16 protein-coding genes and 1 pseudogene are annotated in these 15,972 nt (G+C 56.9%); 11 read left to right on the forward strand and 6 right to left on the reverse strand.

Translation table 11 applies throughout. From position 1 onward, the window contains the following. The first annotated feature begins 76 nt into the window (after positions 1-76). Complete coding sequence (locus tag P1P91_RS06410) at positions 77-976, forward strand: AbiTii domain-containing protein (protein WP_311885336.1); 900 nt, start codon at positions 77-79, stop codon at positions 974-976. A 96-nt stretch (positions 977-1,072) separates the two neighbouring features. Then, positions 1,073-1,891 (forward strand): hypothetical protein, encoded by an 819-nt coding sequence (locus tag P1P91_RS06415; RefSeq protein WP_311885337.1) that lies wholly within the window; start codon positions 1,073-1,075, stop codon positions 1,889-1,891. A 154-nt stretch (positions 1,892-2,045) separates the two neighbouring features. Here the strand turns inward: P1P91_RS06415 and P1P91_RS06420 are convergent, their stop codons facing one another. From P1P91_RS06420 to P1P91_RS06430, 3 genes are all read right to left on the reverse strand, one after another. After that, positions 2,046-2,201: a hypothetical protein gene (locus P1P91_RS06420; protein ID WP_456068618.1), complete on the reverse strand. Its 156-nt coding sequence runs from the start codon at positions 2,199-2,201 to the stop codon at positions 2,046-2,048. A 262-nt stretch (positions 2,202-2,463) separates the two neighbouring features. Next, positions 2,464-3,843, reverse strand: coding sequence for an IS1380 family transposase (locus P1P91_RS06425; RefSeq protein ID WP_376717491.1), 1,380 nt, complete (start codon positions 3,841-3,843; stop codon positions 2,464-2,466). Between the two features lie 89 nt (positions 3,844-3,932). After that, positions 3,933-4,388, reverse strand: a complete 456-nt coding sequence (locus P1P91_RS06430; RefSeq protein WP_311885339.1) for a tyrosine-type recombinase/integrase — start codon at positions 4,386-4,388, stop codon at positions 3,933-3,935. Positions 4,389-4,485: 97 nt separating this feature from the next. Between P1P91_RS06430 and P1P91_RS06435 the strand changes: the two genes are divergently transcribed. The 4 genes from P1P91_RS06435 (at position 4,486) to P1P91_RS06450 (ending at position 8,594) form a co-directional block, all read left to right on the forward strand. Beyond that, positions 4,486-4,974 carry a hypothetical protein gene (locus P1P91_RS06435; protein ID WP_311885341.1) on the forward strand — a complete coding sequence of 163 codons (489 nt, stop codon included), beginning with the start codon at positions 4,486-4,488 and terminating at the stop codon, positions 4,972-4,974. Between the two features lie 122 nt (positions 4,975-5,096). Beyond that, entirely contained in the window at positions 5,097-6,044 is a 948-nt protein-coding gene (locus tag P1P91_RS06440; RefSeq protein ID WP_311885343.1) for a DUF6414 family protein, read from the forward strand. Between the two features lie 105 nt (positions 6,045-6,149). Further along, on the forward strand, positions 6,150-6,971 hold the full coding sequence (locus P1P91_RS06445) for a hypothetical protein (protein WP_311885345.1): 822 nt from the start codon (positions 6,150-6,152) through the stop codon (positions 6,969-6,971). 354 nt (positions 6,972-7,325) lie between these two features. After that, a complete protein-coding gene (locus P1P91_RS06450; protein WP_311885346.1) occupies positions 7,326-8,594 on the forward strand; it encodes a hypothetical protein in 1,269 nt (422 codons plus the stop codon). Between the two features lie 93 nt (positions 8,595-8,687). Here P1P91_RS06450 and P1P91_RS06455 read toward each other — a convergent pair. Continuing rightward, positions 8,688-8,885: pseudogene (locus P1P91_RS06455) on the reverse strand (transcription elongation factor GreB); the annotation flags it as partial. Positions 8,886-9,029: 144 nt separating this feature from the next. On the opposite strand from P1P91_RS06455, the gene P1P91_RS06460 reads away from it, so the two are divergent. The 4 genes from P1P91_RS06460 to P1P91_RS06475 all read left to right on the forward strand — a co-directional run bounded on the left by P1P91_RS06460 (position 9,030) and on the right by P1P91_RS06475 (position 12,394). Beyond that, complete coding sequence (locus P1P91_RS06460) at positions 9,030-9,719, forward strand: NUDIX domain-containing protein (protein ID WP_311885347.1); 690 nt, start codon at positions 9,030-9,032, stop codon at positions 9,717-9,719. A gap of 17 nt (positions 9,720-9,736) precedes the next feature. Then, the gene (locus P1P91_RS06465) at positions 9,737-10,198 is read left to right on the forward strand and encodes a DUF1249 domain-containing protein (RefSeq protein WP_311885348.1); all 462 of its coding nucleotides are present in this window, start codon (positions 9,737-9,739) and stop codon (positions 10,196-10,198) included. 176 nt (positions 10,199-10,374) lie between these two features. Further along, positions 10,375-11,124 (forward strand): metallophosphoesterase, encoded by a 750-nt coding sequence (locus tag P1P91_RS06470; RefSeq protein ID WP_311885349.1) that lies wholly within the window; start codon positions 10,375-10,377, stop codon positions 11,122-11,124. 118 nt (positions 11,125-11,242) lie between these two features. Further along, the gene (locus tag P1P91_RS06475; protein WP_311885350.1) at positions 11,243-12,394 is read left to right on the forward strand and encodes an App1 family protein; all 1,152 of its coding nucleotides are present in this window, start codon (positions 11,243-11,245) and stop codon (positions 12,392-12,394) included. On the opposite strand, the gene cmoB is transcribed toward P1P91_RS06475, so the two are convergent. Further along, a complete protein-coding gene (cmoB, locus tag P1P91_RS06480; RefSeq protein WP_311885351.1) occupies positions 12,391-13,395 on the reverse strand; it encodes a tRNA 5-methoxyuridine(34)/uridine 5-oxyacetic acid(34) synthase CmoB in 1,005 nt (334 codons plus the stop codon). The two genes, P1P91_RS06475 and cmoB, sit on opposite strands and share 4 nt — an antisense overlap. Next, positions 13,396-14,139 (reverse strand): carboxy-S-adenosyl-L-methionine synthase CmoA, encoded by a 744-nt coding sequence (gene cmoA / locus P1P91_RS06485; RefSeq protein WP_311885353.1) that lies wholly within the window; start codon positions 14,137-14,139, stop codon positions 13,396-13,398. Between the two features lie 100 nt (positions 14,140-14,239). Between cmoA and pgi the strand changes: the two genes are divergently transcribed. Next, a complete protein-coding gene (pgi, locus tag P1P91_RS06490) occupies positions 14,240-15,937 on the forward strand; it encodes a glucose-6-phosphate isomerase (RefSeq protein WP_311885355.1) in 1,698 nt (565 codons plus the stop codon). The last annotated feature ends 35 nt before the right edge of the window (positions 15,938-15,972 follow it).

Here is a 15,972-nt window from a genome sequence, read left to right on the forward strand (position 1 = left end):
TTGAACGTGCCTGCGCGTTAATTTAATATCAGAGGGTTCAGTCTAATACCTATAATGCACTTGGGAATGACAGATTGTGAAGCTAATTGACGAGATTATCGACGAGCTCAGTAGTGAGAGCGGCAACCTGACGGATGCGCTGCTGAAAACCAAGGTGGTCCTGAACAGCATGGGGCAAGGAGAGCTGGTTGCTTGGGTCAATCGAGAGCTGAATGGGTATTCTGAGGACGAGGAACTCCCGGAGTATCGAAAAGTACCAGCGCAGGTCTTGGCAAATCTCGCAAGCATGACTTGGACCGCGCAATCGCATCCAATCCCAATCGGTCATCTGGAGAAGCACGAACAGGAACAGCTTCAAACGGCGTATATGCGTCAGTCGCTAGCCGTTTTGCAGAAGTACGCGAGCTCTGACGGGGCCTTGGAAAGTCCGATTCCATTAGAAGCGAATCAGCGCCTTGGAGAGACGCTTGCGAAGGGCGTACATATCCAACGCGCTTGGTCTGAAATTCAGGCTGCATCAGTTGTTCAGATACTTACAGAAGTGCGGTCGAGGCTTTTGGACTTTATCCTTGGCTTGAAGAACGAACTGCCAGATGACCCTAGTCGCCAAGAGCGAGAGGCAGTAGATGCCATGTCTCTATTTAACAACTCCGTCCTTGGAGATAATGCAACTATCGTGATTGGTGATAAAAACAAGACGCAAGTAATTAACCAGCACTTGGTCGGCAACAAAGATGCCCTCGCGCATGAGCTCAAGAAGTACAACGTACACGATGACGATATCGGTGAACTTTTTGAGGCACTGGATGAAGATGAAGAACGAGGTGTGGATCATGAGTCAAAGCAATTTGGAGAAAGCGTCAAACTGTGGATGACGGGCATGTTGAGCAAGGCGGTTGAAGCGTCATGGAATATCGAGCTTGGTATCGCGTCTTCAATACTGGCCGATGCGCTCAAACACTATTATGGCTGGTAAGTATGCATAATGCGGCGCTCAATGGGACTGGGTTCCGCTTCCTTCCACCCAGCCCGTTAGCTGTCCGTTGGGAAAATTAGCGTTGAGGGAGTAAGTATGTACTGGTGGTTTGGCGGGGTGTTGCTCGGGGCAATCTTGGGAGCCCCCTTCCTGATTGCGGGAAATTCACTCGCGCAGAGCATGTTCGGACTACTGACTACCGTAACCGCAACGGCAGTCGGCATATTCGCAACATGGAAGTACTCGCAGAAAACAAAACAAGAAGAACTGACACGTTATGGATTGCTAGCGTGGAGGAACATCGACGCTCTTTCCGTAAAGATTCAGCAACAAATTGCCGAAGGCGAAGCGCGCACTGATGTTCTTGAGTCGTGGCTGCTGGACGTCGATCAAGCGAAATGGGCGTGGAGAGATTTGCTCCGGGAGTTGTTTGAACTTCAGAAACGCTTGGAGGCTGAGCGAGAGGAAGTCGCAATCAAGTACAAAGCCAAAATGGATGAAGCATCGTCGGAGGCGGACAGGCGTCGTCTCGAGAGGGAGTTGCGTGTCGAGCTCGCTAAAATTGGAGGCAAAGCGCCTCTCCCGTTGCGTGAAACAGAAGATGTCTTGTGCCCGAACTGCGGGCAAGATGTACAGACAATGATCGGATCGGATGTGGGATCAACAAGTTGGCCTAACTGTGGTGGGTGTGGTGCAACATTCCCTGTGCACCGGAAAGGCGATTCGGAAATCGTCGTAAACGAGGATGCGGTCAAGCTACCGGTTAATGGTGAGTGTCCTCACTGCGGCGCGGAGCATACGTGGAAGGTGCCCGCGGAAAGGTCTATTCGCTTCCGATATACATGCAATCAGTGCGACGAAGGGATTCAGTGCCTCGGGGACGCCGACGATTTCTCGGTGGAGAAAGTCCAGTGAAATATCTCGCTTTCTATTTGTCTATCGCCCAAGAAATACATGCAGCGGACGCTCGTTCCTCGCGCCGTTGATAAATCACGTTACATAAAACTCTCCGAAAGTCCGCTTCTTGCCGATAGCGACGGCATAGAGACTATGCCGTCGCTGGCTGTTGTTAGACCTCTGTCTGCTCAGCCATAACCAATGCGTCATCCACCTCAATTCCAAGGTATCTGACGGTGCTTTCGAGTTTTGTATGACCTAATAAAAGTTGAACGGCTCTCAAGTTTTTCGTTCGGCGATAGATTAAAGATGCTTTGGTGCGTCGCAACGTGTGAGTTCCATAGGCTGATGGCTCAAGCCCGCCTTATTCACGAAGACGCTGACTGGGCGGCGTGAAGAGGCTGGCTGGCGGCGTCGCTCATCAGGATCGGCCTCTCCGACGCGAGAGGCCGCTGAGTAATGCCCGAACATGGCTTTCTTCCCGGTTTCTTATAGCTCTTGGGAATCCATTGCGACCGTCAAAGCAGCCGTGACCGCCGGCCGCTGCAGCGGTCGCTCGATTTCAGGTCCTGAAGCCGTCTCGCCGGGCGTCAACTCAGCGCCGTCAGCTTCGGCAGCCCCTTCAGCAACGTCGGCCACCACTTATCGGCGGCGGCACCCAGATGAAGGGTGATCCGCCGGGCATGCAGCTTCAGTGTGGCGGCGACCTTAAGCACCTGCTCGCGCATCCGACTCAGGCTCCAGCCTTGCCGAGTCTGCCGCTCCAGCAGGCAACGCAGACCATGCAGGACCTGGTAAGCATAGAGGCTGAGTAGCAGGCTCACCTCGTTACGCGCCATCACGTCCTGAACCGTGGAGGCGCCACGATCCGTCGACGAGAGGTGTACGTCGAGCGCTGATTTCACCTCGCCCATGTGCGCTTCGGCGCTACCGCGCTTGCGGTACAGTGCCAGGACCTTCTCCGGCGGCCAGTCGAACTTGTTGAGGTTGGTGACCAGGAAGAAGGCATGCAACAGCAGGTCATCGGGTCGCTCTTGCACGACCAGTACCACGCGCCGTGGTTCAGGCCAGGTGCCGGCCTGGTACTCCAGGTCATGACACCATTCCCGTGGCTGCTCGGGCGGCCGACCTCGGGGCCGCTTCAGGTACGGCGCCGCCAGTGTCTGCAGCCCCGTGTGACTGCGCAGCCGGCCCAGGTACTCGATGCCGCGATCTTCCAACGCCTCCAGCGTGTCGTTGTCGGTGAACCCGGCGTCGATACGCACCCGAACCTGGGCGCCGGTGCTTTCGTTGAGCCGCTTCACCAGGTGCGGGATCCAGGTATCGGCGTTCTCGGCCGGGCCGGCGTTGCCTTCGCGTAGTAGGCCGCCCACCATGTCACCGGTTTCGGCCAGCGAGGCGACCAGCGGCGAGTAGATGCGGACCCCGTAAAGGCCATGATAGGCCGAGCCACCTTGGTGACCGTGGACCTCGATCGGCAGGCCGTCGATGTCGAGGGTCAACTGCTTGGGTCGCTCGCCGTTCTTCAGCGAGGTCAGGCGCCAGACTACCAGTCGCAGCAGGCCTTCATGCACGGCATCGATGTTGTCGTTGCGTCCAAGGCAAGTCAGCAGCCGCGACAGCGTGGCTTGAGACGGCCGGTCCTGGGCCAGTGGCGTCATTCCACGCGCATCGCTGCAGGCCAGCTGCCAGAGGGGATCACGCCGCAACGTGTCGGTATCGCTGAGGTCGATCCAGCCCATCGCGCGCTGCAGCACCAGGGTTCGCAGCTGGCTGGCCAGCGAGTGGCGGATGCGTAGCGGGTGGCGTTGATCGACCAGATTGTCTTCGAGCGCCTCGATCACACCGCTGTTGTCGAGGGCTTCACGCAGCAGCAGAGCGCCGCTGTCACTGGTGGTGCGGTGGCCGCTCAGCTCGACACGGACGGAGCCGTTGCACGAGGGCGTCCAGGTAGATAGGCTTTCACCCATAGCGGATGGCTCTCTTGGTTCAGGTTCTTGGCGGAACACATTGAATTTTCAAGAGAATACCATCCGCTATCTTCGTTTTCAGGCCGGCCTCATGAATAGGCCGGGTCAAGGCCAATAGAGGTTACCCAGGATTTAACGATGCGCGCGTACTGTCGCGTGGACAAGTGGCCCGCGCTGCTCAGACGACTTGGGAACAAGTAGTCATCGTTACGGAGATAGGCGCGCTGCATCCATTCCTCAAGGGCGGTGCGAGTCTGCTCGGTTATTTCAAACTGTACTGGCCTCTTCGTTTTCTGCTGCGTGACGATGGCTCTTGAAGCCACATGGTTGCCATGGGATACATCACGGACGCGTAATTTGACTAAATCACAGGCTCGCAGTTTGCTATCGATCGCCAGCTCGAACAGCGCTAGGTCTCTTATATTCTCAGCAAGCTGCAGCCTGACACGAATGGCCCAGATGTCTTTGAGCCGAAGCGGTGTTTTCTGACCAACTAGTTTGCCTTTGTTCCAAGGCTCGCGGGTAGCTGTTGCTGATGTGCTCATGGTGTGGACCTCCTCGGATGGAATGTATAGGATGGTCCAGAAAATGATCGACGTGTGCTGGAGCCAGCAGTCAGTCGTGATTCGACACAAAACGGACATGGAAGCAAATGCTGCGGGCGCGTTTATCGGTGTTAGAGGGTGGACTACCACTCACTCAATTTTTCTTAGGTCAGTTAATATGGTAGATAGAAGAGTCAAATGGTTGGCCTATACGGTTCTAGTCGGCCTTATACCAATAGGTTCGCGTTTTCTAATCTGGTTGGTCTCAACATCTAATACGATGCCGTTGTTCAATCCGTCTGACTTTGTTGCATTTGGATTGGTGCTGCACATATCTAATATCAATGAGATTGAGCATATAGGTGCAAACGACCATAATTGGAAAACCATACAGAACGGTGTTTCTTTGGCGTTTATTGTATTTTATGGTGTTCTGTATGCGTTAACGGTAATGTCCGATATGTCTCCAGGGATAATAAATTTAGAGACCATTAAATATTCAGCGATGATTCTTTGTGTAGTCTCATTGTTTTTAAGCTACTCCGTGTTTCATCGAGTGTCGATGATCGAGAAGGGTGGAGGCTAAAATGGATATACTAGTGATATTTATAGCCGCTATTCTAGTTGTATCCGGTGCTGGTGTTGGCGTTTGGTCAATATTAAGTACAAGGAAAAGATACCTTGATGACTATTTGAGAAGGAAGCGCAATGGAACATCTTAAGAACTTTATCTATCTGGATGAATACAAAATGTCTTCACTGTCGTCACAACTTTTTGAAGGCATTACAGAGTATCTTGTTTCTGCAAACAGGTCAGCGTCAGAGGAAAGTGAGCAGCAAAAAGGAGAAATTGGTAGTGGTCGTATTTTTGCTGATGCGCTTAGCAAAGATAGTAGCACAGAAGAGAAAAAGGTTCTTCACGACTATCTGTATTCAAAATTTGAAAATAGACTTCTAGAAAATGAAAAAGTTCTAATCGTGAAAGGTGGTTCGGAGTGTGATTTATTGGCTGAGATACCCAAATATCCATTCATAAAGATAACATCCAAGGCCATCTTCAATGATATTAATTCTATTAAAGCAACCCTGACTAATTTTAATGTTTTGGGCGAAGCATTTGCGTACGTAACTAACTTTGAAAAACTTAAGGAAGTTCAGTCTCAACTTGAAGAGGCAAAAAGGAATACGAAAGATCGAAATGAAAAAGCACGGCTACAGCAAGAGTATAAATCGATAACAAATATAAAAAAAGTGGCTAAGGAGACGGGCCTCCATCAAGATGAAAAATTTCTGGAAAAGCTAAATTATCTGTTGTCTTACGGTTTTGAAGATCAGTTCGAAATACAAATGAATGGTTCTGACCGTATATGTACCGCAAATTTAAATAGAGAATATTTGCGCGAGAATGAGTCTCTATTGAAAAGGAAATATTCGCGAATCACTGAAAAAGAATTTGTGATGTTTGGAGTGGTATCTCAAGCGAATAACTCAAAGAACATAGATATCGAGGGTGAAGAGGAGGTGGACGAGGAAAGATCAATTAAGGATGCATTGCTAAATCTGGTAGAGCACCTGACGAACTTGGAGAACCAGTTTACGGGTAGGCTTTCTAATGAAATCATCATTGATCCTATTGCAATTTATACAGAGCTCTAGAGAAACCTCCTCTAACATATTGCGCCACACGGATGGTCTTTTTTCTGCTTCGCTTAAAAAAGGCCAATGGTGTGCTCCACGTTAGATTTCAAAGGAGCTTCTACGTTGCCATTCCAGATCACCAAAGTTTCAGATCAAGGAACAGCCAATCCCATTGTGGCTCGCTTGAGTGTACAGACTAGTCAGCTGGTCAAGTTTTGTCCCGGTGGCGAAGAGTTACACAAATCTGTCCTTGAGCTTTTTCATGACTATGTCCAAAAACAATTGCTTGAATGTGATCAGATTTCCCAAGAAATCACTAGGGAAGTTTTAGAAATAGGCACCAAATTGGGAAAAGGAGGAATAAAAACTCAAGCTGCCGGTAGAGTGGTAGAGATTCTCCAAGTCATTCGCTTGAACCAAAGAGTTGAACAATTTCTTTACTGTGCAAAATCAGCGCTGCGTGACCTAGCAAGAATATTCGCTCTATTCTTTGGTAAAGAATTTGATTCGGCTCGTTATGACAGGATTATCGCATGGGCAGAAGAAGAATTTGGAGATGAGTCAGAACTCGTCCGTATTCTACGTCAGGATCATGATTTGTGGATAAAAAAACTAGTCTCAATGCGAAATGCTGTGGAGCACCCAGGAGGGTACTCTGGTCATCTGCACATTCATAACATCACTTTTGTTTCGCCTAGCCACCCCAATTACCCAACCCTGGAAACACCAAGTTGGCACTTAAATGATGAGCCGAAAGTACCCATCGTTGAATACCTTCAAGCAACGGTAAATAACGTCCTTGAGTTTTGTGAGGATATGCTCGCCATATGCATCACGATGTCGGGTTTGCCAGAAATGATTGGATTTGCCGAAATTCCGGAAAGTGAACGAGATCCAGCGTGCCCGATACGCATACGCGCAGTACCAAAGAATATTCAAACCTAACAATACCTTCCAGCGGACGCAGTCGCTTACGCGCCTGTCCGCTGAAGGTTGGTGTTATATATCAGAAAATTCTCAATGGCAGCTTGTGGCCGATAGATGACCTTGTTATTCTAGCATATATACAATAGTGAGTTTCACAGCCTGTTATAAATCTCCTAGTCCTAAAGTATATGATTCCTCGATCGGCTCCCTCCGCCCCTCCCTCCCTCCCTCTCTCTGATCCTCTGCCTCTCTCCCTCTCTCCCTCTCTCCCTCTCTCCCTCTAGCCATCCATCATTTATTTCTTAATAGGCGCATAGTCGATGTGCTGTTTGACCTAGCATGTTGCTGCGCTTATATTGTCATTTCCATGGTGTGATTGAGTTTAACGTGATGGAAAAAGATAATGAATTTGGGTTTATTTGCTATTTCGGCGACTTGTCGAATGAAGAGATTGAGGTAATAGATGACTATTGGTTGGTGACGGAGGATGGCGGTGTAAATGGAGGCTTCGCCTACTCAGTTTCTAGAGTTTCAGAAAGGCATGGTCTGCGTGAGGGGGATGTTAGAATTATAATTAAAAAAGGTTCTGGGTTTTGTGCGCCAGGAGGTGTGGGGCTATGTGGTTCTTGTGGGGATGTGGTTTTGTTGTCAAGCAGGATGAAGTATAAAGAGGCTCTCAAGGGGAAGAGGGGGACCTGTAAAAATTGTTTGCAAGAGCAGAGAGAGAAGTTTGACGAGGAATGTGAGAAGAAGCTTGTTGAGTACTTGGAGTCATCTTTGTCAGTAGAAGGCTATGAGTATTCGGATCTTAAGTATCTGGATAAAGTGTTTCTTCTGGCAATTCTCACTATGAATTATGATGGCGATGGACCTTTGAAGCTCGGGGCTGGTGGGTTTGGCTGGTCTGGCTTTAAGAGTATAGATGCTGAAGCTCTCAACTCGTTGGTTGCTAGGAAGGCCGTCAGGCGCGTCGAGCGAATGGGAGACGAGGCTGTAATGGCATATGTTCGCTTAAGAGGCGGGAGTGCCGAAAAGAAGTCTTTGCTCTCCAATGCAGGACTCAGGGATATTCCTCAACCAGGTTTCTATATTAACTTGCCTGATGGTTTATATAATATAAATGACTTTATGCAGGCAGTAAATGATGATGTGGTCGAAGGATGTATAACAATTGATGATATTGAAGATATTAGGCGTCTAGTAAATGATGTTCGGGTTGAGAAGCTTTATGCTGTTGTTGGGTATCTGGGGATGAGCTACAGGTTGAAAATAAATCATAACATCAAGCTGGATGCTGTTCTTAGACATATTGCTGTTACATATCCGCTGGATAAAGCTTACTATACCATGACCAGGATGGTGAAAGATGTAATTGAATATATGCATGTAGAGTATGTCAATAGCTTCGCTGCTGAGCATTTGTTCACTAAGTTTCTTGAGAGCTACCTGTCTAAAGTTAAAACCAGGGGTTGGGAGCTAAAAATTGCCAGATCCTTGCCTCAAGAAATTACGAGTTCAAACTTGGAGGCTATGGTTACTGCCATATTTCTAGAGGGGGCTTTGAGCTGGGATGAGCTGTCGGCAACAGAGGTCGCAGAGCGGTGGGTATCGAAGCTGCACGTTGCGGAGTCGCATGGGTAAATAGTACCTTTAATTAGTATTGATACTATTTTTTAATCGTTAAAAAACATAGGCTTGCTGTATATAGTATGTCATTTGAGGTTCTTTTTCCTAGTCGGCGTTTTCCGAGCGGTCGCCCTGGGCGGCGGCCTCGCCCACCTTGGTGGATAGCGCCGGGCGCTTCACCCGGGTCAGATGGTCGAGGATGCCGCGCAGGCGCGCTGCTCCTTCGGCGGTAATCAGGTTGCTCTTGGGTTCCTGGCGCGGGTCCTTGGCCGGATCGCGCCAGCGGGTCATGTTTCTGCCTTTCATGCCGGCTCCTTGTTAACCGTCGCGCGCTGTCAGCGGCCGCCCACTGTAGGCCGGCAGGGCGGCGTTGCCAAGCCGGCGCCCATTGGCATTTCAAGCCGCCAGCGCCGATAATGGGGAGATGTTGAACCGGGCGGGAGCCGTTGAATGACATCCATATCCGACGAATCGCCACTGTCCGCCAGCGCGCTATCGAAGCCGTCGTTTACCGGCGAGGACGTCGATATCGCCTCGCGCGAGGTGATCCAGCAGGGCTTTTTCCACGTGGAGGCGCTGACCCTGCGCCACCGCCTGTTCGAGGGCGGCTGGAGCGACACCGTGCGCCGGGAGCTGCACTGCCGCCACGGCGCGGTGGGCGTGCTGCTTTACGACGTGGCGCTGGATTCGCTGGTGTTTGTCGAGCAGTTTCGCGTCGGCGCGGTGGATGACCCCGCATCGCCGTGGAAGCTGGAGCTGGTGGCGGGGCTCAAGGACCGCGACGAAAGCGAGGAAGACGTGGTGCGCCGGGAGGCCATGGAGGAGGCCGGCTGCGAGGTTCAGGAGCTGACCCGGCTGCACCGTTATTACCCCAGCCCCGGCGCCTGCAACGAGCGGGTGACGCTTTACGCCGCGCTGGTGGACGCCGCTCACCTGGGCGGCGTGCACGGAGCGGAAGACGAGCACGAGGACATCCGCGTGCATGTGGTACCCTTCGCCGATGCTTGGGAACTCATGGAGGCGGGGCGACTCGATAACGCCATGACGTTGATTGGCATGCACTGGCTTGCCGGCAGGCGCGCTTCGCTGCGCGCCCTTCCCGAGCACGCGCGCCGCTTCGGCGCGACGACCGCGCAATAATTCGAGCAGGAGCGAACATGGCACGAAGCGCCTACGTTACCGATCTGAAAACGCTGCAGGGCGAATGCAGCGCCAACTATCTGCGTCTTCTGCGCCTGGTCGGCGACATGGAGCAGGGGCAGCAGCGCGAGATCGGTCTGGGCGACGCACCCGACGACGCCGAGGTGGAGAACCATTTTGCGCTGCGCCTGCACGTGCGGCAAAACGCGCCTTACACCACCCTGGTGGAAGTCAGTCAGACCGGCCCGCTGGACCGCGTGGTCGAGCGTCCGCGGATGCGCGTGCATCTGTATCACGACGTGCGCATGGCCGAAGTGATCGATTTTCAGCGCGAGCGCCACTTCAGCGGACGCTACCGCTACCCCAACCCGCGCATGCACCAGCCCGATGAAAAGCTCCAGCTGAACCGCTTTCTGGGCGAGTGGCTGGCTCACGGCCTGGCCCACGGGCGCAGTGCTTTTGTGGCCGAAACGCCGTAACTCACCCGTCTATAAAAGAGCCAGGAACAAGTTGCAGAGAGGGTTCTACGCCATGGATGGCGTAGATAGCGTCCAGAGAAGGATTTATAGCGCCCTCTCGGAGACTTGTTCCTGGCTCAATTTTGGTGATGGGCGAATGGCGATGATTCTGATCTTTCCATGATATGGGGCCAGCCATGAAGCTGATCCAGATTACCGATACCCACCTGCACGCCGACCCCGCCGCGCATTCGCGCACCGGTGTGCCCATGGCCCAGCTGGAAGCGGTGGTTGCCGCGGTGATCGACGAGCGCCCGGACGCGGTGATCGTCACCGGCGACATCAGCCAGGACGAGACGCCTGCCTCCTACGCCGCCGCCGCGCGGCTGTTTGATACGCTGCCGTGTCCCTGGTACTGGCTGCCCGGCAACCACGACCGGCTGGACCTGATGGCTGCCGAGCGCGAGCTGGTCGACGCCGTGGACCTTGGCGCCTGGCGCATGCTGCTGCTCAACACCCGAGTGCCGGGCAAGCCCCAGGGGGCGCTGGGAAAGGAAAAGCTCGCCGCGCTGGCGGCCTACCTGGCCGACGACAGCCGCCCGGCGCTGGTCGCCATGCACCATCCGCCGGTGGCGGTAGGCGCTGACTGGATGGACGCCATCGGCCTCGAGGACCGCGATGCCTTCTGGCGCACGCTTTCCCACTATCCCCAGGTGCAAGCGGTGCTGTTCGGTCACGCGCATCAGGCGTGGGCTCGCACCGTGGCTTGCGCTGGGCACAGCGTTGAGGTCTACGGCTGTCCGGCGGCGGCGGACCAGTTTCTGCCTCGCGCGGTTCACTTCGCCGTGGACGCCGAGGCCAGCCCCGGCTATCGGGTGATGACGCTTGGCGAGGGCGAGCTGGAAACTCGGCTGGAGCGCGTTGCGGTGGCAAAAGCGTCGGCCTGATCCGCGGCGGGTTTGCCGCGAATGCTGGCAGCGAGTAGGCTGGGATGCTTTAATCTTGTACAAGCATTATGCATCCACCGGGCGGCGGCAAAGCGTCTTCTGCAAGGAGTTGGACGTCATGAAACAGGGCCTGCGACGCGTTACGTATTTTTTCAAGCGGCTGGCCCACGTGGCGGCGTCGCCGGTGCGCCGGGACAACGGCCGCGGCGGGGTGGTGGTTCACCCCTACCGGGGTTACGGCTCCCGGGACGAGGCGTTTGTCATGGGGCGAGTGTATCGCCAGCTGGCGCTGGGGCGGATGATCCCCCGGCGCGGCGCGCTGCGCGATATCGCCGACGTCGCCCGGCGGATACTGCGTCGGGGGGTCAAGCGTGCCGGGGTGGAGGTGCGCCTGGGCGACAACCATCGCCAGGTGGTCACCGACCGCGACGGCTATTTCAACGTGCGCCTGCCGCTGGAGTCACCGCTACCCGTGGAGGTTTCCTGGCACCGGGCGGATATTGCAGTGAGCACCGCCGCTGGCCGTCTGGAGCACACTCATACGGAGGTCTATGTTCCCGCCGAGGCAACCGATCTGCTGGTGATCAGCGATATCGACGACACGGTGATGTTCACCGGCGTGGCCGAGAAGCTCAAGATGCTCTACCGGCTGTTTGTCAAAACGGCCGAGCGGCGCACGGCGTTTCCCGGGGTCGCGGCGCTGTATCAGGCGCTGCACCGGGGCGCAGACGGCAAGCTGGAGCGGCCGATTCTCTACGTCTCCCGAGGGCCCTGGGCGATCTATGAAATGCTCGAGGCGTTTTTCCAGCTCAACCGCATTCCCGTGGGTCCGATCCTGTTTCTGCGCGAGTGGGGGCTCTCCTGGCGCCATCCCTGGCCGCGTCGCGCCACCGATCACAAGCGCGATCTCATCGAGCGCATGCTCGGACTGTTCGACGACGTGCCCTGCGTGCTGATCGGCGACAGCGGCCAGCACGACCCGGAAGTCTACACCGAGATTGTCAAGGCCCACCCCGGGCGTATCGCCGCGATCTATATCCGCCGGGTGGATAATAACCCTGACCGCGAAACCGCCATCAACCGGCTACGCGAGGAGCTTTCCGGCAGCGACTGCGAGCTGATACTCGCCGCCGACAGCCTCAAAATGGCGCGCCACGCCCACCACCGGGGGTTTATTTCGGCCCACGGCCGCGACGCCGTGAGGCGCAGCGTTTGCAGCCACCCTGAAACCGTCGACAGCGCAGACGTTGCCGAAAGCGAGCGTGGCTAGCGCGGCCTGTCGGCAATGACCACCGCCCGGCGCGGCGCCGGGTAGCCCTCCAGGGTGCGGGTGCGGTCGTCAGGGTCGAGGAAATCGGCCAGCGACTGATAGGTCATCCACTCGGTGGCGCGCTGTTCGTCAAGCGTGGTCAGCCCTTCATCGACGACTCTGGCGTTGTCAAACCCGCAGCGCTCAAGCCAGTGGCAAAGTGCGGCGGACGAGGGCAGAAAATAGACGTTGGGCATCGCCGCGTAGCGGCTGCCGGGCAGCATGACGGTGCGCTCGTCGCCTTCCACCACCAGGGTTTCCAGCACCAGCTCGCCGCCGGGGGCCAGCGCGTCTTTGAGCTGCTGAAGGTGTTCAAGGGGCGAGGGGCGGTGATAGAGCACGCCCATGGAAAACACCGTGTCGAAAAAGCCCAGGTTGTCCGGCACGTCCTCGATGCCCACGGGCAGAAAGTGGGTGCGGCCGCCGTCGGCGTCGCCGACAAAGTGGCGCACCGCCTGAAACTGCCAGTAAAACCGCGGCGAGGGGTCGATCACCAGCGCGAACGCTGCACCGGCGCCGGCCATGCGCCAGGCGTGGTAGCCGCTGCCGCCGCCCACGTCGAGCACCCGGCGCCCCTCGAGCGAGGCCAGATGCGGAGCCACGCGCTGCCATTTCCAGTCCGAGCGCCATTCGGTATCAATTTCGATGCCGCCGAGCGAATACGGCCCTTTCCGCCAGGGCATAAGCTTTTTCAGCAGGCTTTCGCACTGGCGCCGGCGGCTATCGTCGAGGTCGAGATCCACGCGCACGGTGCTCTCGTCAAGCGTGACTCGGCGCTCATCCGGGAGCGCCGGCAGCTTGGCCACGGCCTTCTCCCACTGGGGCAGGTCGCCGTGGCGGCGCCGGTCCAGGCCTTTTTCCAGCTGCGCGGGCAGCCGCGAAAGCCACACCGTCAGCCCCTGGTCGAGAAACGCCTGGTAGAGCGCGCGCTGGTCGTCGGGCAGCGTGGACGGTTGAGCCATCTAGCCCTCCTTGAAGGCGATCATCGAGGCAAAGTTGAGGTACTGAAACCAGGTCAGCGAGCGGGCAAAGCCCGAGCGCTCAAGGCGGGCGTGGTGGGCTTCCAGGGTGTCCGGCACCAGCACGTTCTCGAGCGCGGTGCGCTTCTGGCTGATTTCCATGTCGCTGTAGCCGTTGGCGCGTTTGAAGTCGTGATAGCGCTCCACCCGCCAGGCGTTGTCGTACTCGTCGGCGTCCACGGTCTTTTCCGAGAGCACCAGCACGCCGCCGGGCTCGAGTGCCCGATACAGCCGGGCGAGCAGGGCGTCGCGGTCTTCCGGGGGAAGAAACTGCAGGGTGAAGTTGAGCATGATCATGCCCGCCGGGGCGTAGTCCACTTCGCGGATGTCGGCGACCTCCACCTGCATGGCGTGCTCGGGGCATTCGTCGGCAAAGGTGTGTCGGGCGCGCTCGACCATGGCCGGGGAAAGATCGAGACCCACGTAGTCGAAGGCGCCCGGCGGCAGGGCGCCGGCAAGCGCCAGCCCGCCGGCGCCGAGCGAGCAGCCCAGGTCGTAGACCCGGGCGCCGTGGCGCAGGTGGCGCTCGGCGATGAGTCCCAGCATGCCCAGCACCTGACCGTAGCCGGGCACCGAGCGGCGAATCATGTCGGGAAAGCACGCCACGACTTTCTCGTCGAAGGAAAACCGCGCCACCCGGTCAAGGGGTGTCGAAAAGATGGCGTCACGGTAAGATGCATCACTCATGGGGCAGGCGATCCGTAAAAGCGATCCGTCGAGAATGGAGCCCTAGTTTACGCGCCCCGCCATGACGCGAACAGACCCGACGCTAGAAGGAGAGGGCCACATGGTTGAAGCCGCAGCGACAACGCCCGACCGACTGCCCGCCTGGCAGGCGCTTTTGCGCCACGCCGAGGCGTACAAACACAGCCACGTGGCAGCGCTTTTGACCGCAAAGGGGCAGGAGCATCGCTTTGCCCGCTTCAGCCGTCGGGTGGCCGGGCTGACGCTGGATCTTTCCAAGCAGCGCTGGGACGACGACACGCTGGACCAGCTGCTGACGCTGGCCCGGGAGGCCGGCGTGCCCGAGGCCATCGAAAGCTTGCTCAGCGGCCAGCGGATAAACCAGAGCGAAAACCGCCCGGCGCTGCATACCGCGCTGCGCCTGCCGGCCGGGGCGACGCTCGAGGTAGAGGGCGAGGACGTGGTGGGCGCGGTACAGGAAAGCCTTTCCCGGATGGAAACCCTGGTCAAGCGGCTGCACGCGGGGCAGTGGCGGGGGGCGACGGGCAAGCCCATTCGCCGGGTCGTCAACCTGGGCGTGGGCGGCTCCGACCTGGGGCCGCAGATGGTGACCCACGCGCTGGCTGACTTTCGCCCCGACGATATTCATCGGCTGAAGATCCACTTTGCCTCGACCATGGACGGCTCCCAGCTGGTGGACTATCTCAGCCGGCTGGATCCGGAAACCACGCTGTTCGTGCTGTCATCGAAGTCGTTTACCACGGTGGATACGCTGTCCAACGCCGGTACCGCCCGGGACTGGCTGATTTCGCGCCTCACGGACAAGGGTGTGGCGCCCGTCAGCGCCGAGCTGATCATTCGCCAGCACTTCATCGGCGTTTCGGCCCGCCCGGAGAAAATGACTGCCTGGGGGATCGCCCCGGCCCATCAGCTGCGTTTCTGGGAGTGGGTTGGCGGGCGCTACTCGCTGTGGGGCACCATCGGGCTGCCCATCGCGCTGGTCATCGGCATGGCCAATTTCCGCCGCCTGCTGGCCGGCGCTCACGCCATGGACGATCATTTCGCCCGTGCCAACCTGGAAGACAACGCCCCGGTCATGCTCGCCCTGGCCGGTATCTGGAACGTCAACTTTCTGGATATCCGCGCCCATTCGATTCTGCCCTACGACGGCCGGCTGGAGTATTTCTCGGCGTATCTGGAACAGCTGGAAATGGAGTCCAACGGCAAGTCGGTGACCCGTCACGGCGAGGCCGCCGAGTATTCCACCTGCCCGGTGCTTTGGGGACAGCTGGGGCCCAACGCCCAGCACGCCTTTTACCAGCTGCTCCATCAGGGCACTCAGCCGGTAGCCTGCGACTTCATCGCGCCGCTTACGCGCTATGACGACGTCAAGGACGCCGAAACCCGCCGGCTGCTTCAGTCCCAGCATCGGCTGACGCTGGCCAACTGCTTTGCCCAGTCACGGCTTTTGATGCTGGGCGACGAGGCCATCGACGACGAGGCGCCGCGCCCGGCGCACAAGCGCTATCGCGGCAACCAGCCCTCGACCACGGTGCTGCTGGATCGCCTGACGCCGGAAATTCTGGGCTCGTTGATCGCCCTTTACGAGCACAAGGTGTTCGTTCAGGCAACGATCTGGGGCATCAACCCCTTTGACCAGTGGGGCGTGGAGCTGGGCAAGCAGATTGCCGGGCAGACCCAGCAGATTCTGGAAGGCGATGCCGAGCCCGACGGCATGGACGCCTCGACCCGGGGGCTGATGGAAGCCTTCTGGGCGGCGGGCGGCGGCCCGGCCGAATGAGGTTGCGTCATCTGCCAGGCGACGATCGTGTGTGA

It is taken from the genome of Halomonas piscis (assembly GCF_031886125.1).
Taxonomy (GTDB): domain Bacteria; phylum Pseudomonadota; class Gammaproteobacteria; order Pseudomonadales; family Halomonadaceae; genus Vreelandella; species Vreelandella piscis.

Coding starts and splice junctions, on each gene's coding strand:
- P1P91_RS06415 (WP_311885337.1), top strand. CDS start 1,073: ATGTACTGGTGGTTTGGCGGGGTGTTGCTCGGGGCAATCTTGGGAGCC.
- P1P91_RS06425 (WP_376717491.1), bottom strand. CDS start 3,843: ATGGGTGAAAGCCTATCTACCTGGACGCCCTCGTGCAACGGCTCCGTC.
- P1P91_RS06430 (WP_311885339.1), bottom strand. CDS start 4,388: ATGAGCACATCAGCAACAGCTACCCGCGAGCCTTGGAACAAAGGCAAA.
- P1P91_RS06435 (WP_311885341.1), top strand. CDS start 4,486: ATGGAAGCAAATGCTGCGGGCGCGTTTATCGGTGTTAGAGGGTGGACT.
- P1P91_RS06440 (WP_311885343.1), top strand. CDS start 5,097: ATGGAACATCTTAAGAACTTTATCTATCTGGATGAATACAAAATGTCT.
- P1P91_RS06460 (WP_311885347.1), top strand. CDS start 9,030: ATGACATCCATATCCGACGAATCGCCACTGTCCGCCAGCGCGCTATCG.
- P1P91_RS06465 (WP_311885348.1), top strand. CDS start 9,737: ATGGCACGAAGCGCCTACGTTACCGATCTGAAAACGCTGCAGGGCGAA.
- P1P91_RS06470 (WP_311885349.1), top strand. CDS start 10,375: ATGAAGCTGATCCAGATTACCGATACCCACCTGCACGCCGACCCCGCC.
- P1P91_RS06475 (WP_311885350.1), top strand. CDS start 11,243: ATGAAACAGGGCCTGCGACGCGTTACGTATTTTTTCAAGCGGCTGGCC.
- cmoB (WP_311885351.1), bottom strand. CDS start 13,395: ATGGCTCAACCGTCCACGCTGCCCGACGACCAGCGCGCGCTCTACCAG.
- cmoA (WP_311885353.1), bottom strand. CDS start 14,139: ATGAGTGATGCATCTTACCGTGACGCCATCTTTTCGACACCCCTTGAC.
- pgi (WP_311885355.1), top strand. CDS start 14,240: ATGGTTGAAGCCGCAGCGACAACGCCCGACCGACTGCCCGCCTGGCAG.